The organism is Microbacterium sp. Kw_RZR3 (assembly GCF_029222405.1).
Taxonomy (GTDB): Bacteria; Actinomycetota; Actinomycetes; order Actinomycetales; family Microbacteriaceae; genus Microbacterium.
Genome location: NZ_JARHXC010000017.1, coordinates 1 through 3470 on the forward strand (window position 1 = coordinate 1; position 3470 = coordinate 3470).

Consider the following 3470-nt stretch of genomic DNA (forward strand, 5'->3'; position numbering starts at 1 on the left):
ACCTCGACACGCTCAGGGACCTCGACACGCTCAGGGACCTCGGGACTCTCAGGACCTCGACACGCTCGGGGACCCCGGTTGCGCCGCGATCGGCTCGACGGTGAGCGATCCCGGATGCCGTCCCGCGGCGCCCGCGTAAAATGGCGGGGTGACCGACTCCCCCAACGTCCGCGCGCAGGCACCGCTCGCTCCGGGCATGCGCCCGCGTCCGACCGCGATCGAGATCGGCAGCGTGCTCTGCGGGATCTTCGCGTTCGTGACCCTCGCGATCTGGGGTTTCACCGCGTGGCCGCTGCCGTGGAACATCGTCGCGGGGGTCGGCGCCCCCCTCCTCGCGATCCTGGTCTGGGCCCTGTTCGTGTCACCGCGCGCGGTGCTCGCGGTGCACCCATTCGTCCGCGCCCTCGTCGAGCTCTTCGTGTACGCCGCCGCCACCGTCGCGTGGTGGAGCATGGGCCAGGCGTGGATCGGCCTCGGCTTCGCGATCGTCGCCGTGGTCCTCGGCGCGCTGAACGGCCGGCGGCGCCTGGCGTGAGCGCCGACGGCGCGGCGGCGACTCCCGCGCGCGATGCGGCGGACGCGACGCTCGCGCTTCTCCGCGCCGAGCTCGGCGACCGCGTCGACACCTCCCCCGACTCTCTGGCCGCCGTCCGCGCCGACAAGTCGGGCCATGCCTCCGGCGGCACGCCCCTGGCCGTCGTGCACGCGGCATCCGTCTCCGACGTGCAGGCGGTCATGCGCATCGCGACCGCGACGCGGACCCCCGTGGTGCCGCGCGGTGCAGGGACGGGCCTCGCGGGCGGAGCGAACACCGGGGGCGGTGAGATCGCCCTCTCGCTGCGCGGCATGGACCGTCTCCTCGAGGTGCGCCCCGACGACCTCCTCGCGGTGGTCGAGCCGGGCATCGTCAACGCCGAGCTCAACGCCCTTCTCGAGTCGCACGAGGTGTGGTGGGCTCCCGACCCCGCGAGCCGGGCCATCTCGACGGTCGGTGGCAACATCGCCACCGGTGCCGGCGGCCTGCTCTGCGCGAAGTACGGCGTCGTGCGCGACGCGGTGCTCGGCGTCGACCTCGTGCTCGCCGACGGTCGACTGATGCACCTCGGCCACCGCAGCGTGAAGGGCGTCACGGGCCTCGACCTCACCTCTCTCGTGATCGGCTCCGAGGGCACCCTCGGCGTGGTGGTGGGCGCGACTCTCAAGCTCCGACGTCTCGTCGAGGGCGAGCGCGTCACCCTCACCGCCCTGTTCGACGGGGTGCGCGCCGCCGCTGTGGCCTCCGCCGCGGTGACGGCATCCGGAGTCCAGCCCGCGATCATGGAGCTGATGGATGCCAGGTGCCTCGCCGCCGTGCACCGCCTCCTGTCGCTTCCCGAACCGCCGCCGGGCGCGGCTCAGCTGACCATCCAGACCGACGGTCCGGTCGCCGCTGCCGAGGCGCGCACGATCGCCGAAGTTCTGACCGCGGCCGGAGGGACGGTGTCCGTCGCCGCCGACGATGCCGAGGGCGAGGAGCTTCTCGCCGTGCGCCGATCGATGCACGCCGCCATGGAGTCTCTCGGGACCACCCTCATCGAAGACGTGTCGGTGCCGCGCAGCGCCCTGCCCGCGATGTTCGACGAGATCGCACGAATCGAGCGGAAGTACGGCCTCGTCATCCCGACCGTCGCGCACTCCGGCGACGGCAACCTGCACCCGAACTTCGTCTTCGACGGCCCCGACGTGCCCCCGATCGTGTGGGAGGCGGCCGAAGCGGTGTTCCGCGCGGCGCTGGCGCTCGGTGGAACGCTCACCGGCGAGCACGGGATCGGCGTGCTCAAGCGCCGCTGGCTCGCCGACGAGCTCGGGGACGATCAGTGGCAGCTGCAGCGCGAGATCGCTCGGGTGTTCGACCCCCTCGGCATCCTGAATCCGGGCAAGGTCTTCGCCGCCTGACACCCGTCCGGTGGACGCTGCCGCGAGCCCCCGAACTGCGTCGCCCCGCGACGTGATAAGACCGTGATAAAGCTCACGGCGCACACGCAACACTCGCCTTTACCATGAGAAGACTGACTATCGGGGGGTTTGACTTATGACCGACGGCGCGAACAGCACCGACGGCGCGACGTACGCGTGGGCACCGCCCGAGCCGAAGAAGCGCAAGAACCGATCGGGCCTGTGGATCGGCATCCCGGCCGGCGCGACGGCCGTCGCGCTGCTGGCGGCCTCTTTCGTGCTCATCGCCCCCGGAGCCTCCGTCGCGGGCGTGCAGATCGGCGGCCTCACGGCGGGAGCTGCGGCCCAGGCCATCTCCGACCGCCTCTCGCAGACGACCGTCGCGGTCGAGAGCCCGGCGGGCTCCGTCACCGTCACGGGTGCCGAGCTCGGTGCCACGGTCGACGCCCAGGCCATCGCAGACAAGGCGTTCGCCGAGAACCCGATGTGGAAGCCTTCGTCGTGGTTCCCCGCGGGCACGGGCGTCTCGATCAACGTCGACCCCGCCAAGGCGGCAGCGGCGCTGCGCGACCTCGCACCCGACACTTACAAGGCCCCGGTCGACGCCACCGTCGCGTTCGACGCCGGATCGCAGTCCTACGTCTCCACTCCCGCGCAGCCCGGTGAGGGCATCGACCCGGCCGCGGTCACCGCCGCCCTCCAGAGCGCCTTCGACGCCGGAACGGTCAGCACCACCGCGCAGGCGGGCGTCGTCCCGGTCGAGGCCCCGGTCACCACCGAAGAGGCCGACGCGGCCGTCGCGCAGCTGAACGGCATCCTCGACAACGCCGGGTTCTACGTCGGCGACGAGCGCACGGTCCCCATCGACCGGGCCACCGCCGCATCGTGGCTCACGATCACGCCCGACGGCAAGGGTGACTTCGCGATCTCCGCCGACGAAGCGGCGATCCAGCAGGCCGTCGCGGGCCTCCCCGCGGCCGTCAACCGCGGCGCGGTGAACGCGGACGTGATCGTGGACAAGGGTGGCGAGGTCATCCACACGAACACCGAGGGCCAGACCGGGCGCGCGCTCGGCGACACCGCGGGAATCGCCGCGGCCTTCGCCTCGCAGCTCGCCGAGGGCAACGGACGATTCGCTCTGACCGTGAGCGAGACGCCGTTCGAGACGACGAAGACCGAGCGCTGGATCGACGTCAACCTCAGCACGCAGACCACGACGCTCTGGCAGAACGGCCAGGTCTACCGCTCCTGGTCGATCTCGTCGGGCACGAGCGAGCACGCCACCCACACCGGCGAGTTCCGCATCGGCTGGAAGACGTCGATGCAGGACATGGGCTGCGTCCCCGGCTACGACTACTGCACGAAGGACGTTCCCTGGGTCTCGTACTTCAACGGTGACGAGGGCTTCCACGGCACGTACTGGCACAACAACTTCGGCACGCCGATGAGCCACGGTTGCATCAACATGACGATCTCCGCCGCGAAGGAGCTCTACGACTGGGCGTACCGCGGCACCGAGGTCTCGGTCCACTACT

At 71.3% G+C, this 3470-nt stretch carries 3 protein-coding genes; all 3 read left to right on the forward strand.

The window, feature by feature from the left end; translation table 11 throughout:
• Positions 1-148: 148 nt before the first annotated feature.
• Positions 149-535 (forward strand): YrdB family protein, encoded by a 387-nt coding sequence (locus P2P98_RS00480; RefSeq protein WP_275796141.1) that lies wholly within the window; start codon positions 149-151, stop codon positions 533-535.
• Entirely contained in the window at positions 532-1935 is a 1404-nt protein-coding gene (locus P2P98_RS00485; protein ID WP_275796143.1) for an FAD-linked oxidase C-terminal domain-containing protein, read from the forward strand. The genes P2P98_RS00480 and P2P98_RS00485 overlap by 4 nt, the downstream gene beginning before the upstream one ends.
• Before the next feature lie 136 nt (positions 1936-2071).
• Positions 2072-3470 (forward strand): L,D-transpeptidase family protein (locus P2P98_RS00490; RefSeq protein ID WP_275796145.1); only part of this gene is annotated, 1399 nt, incomplete at its 3' end.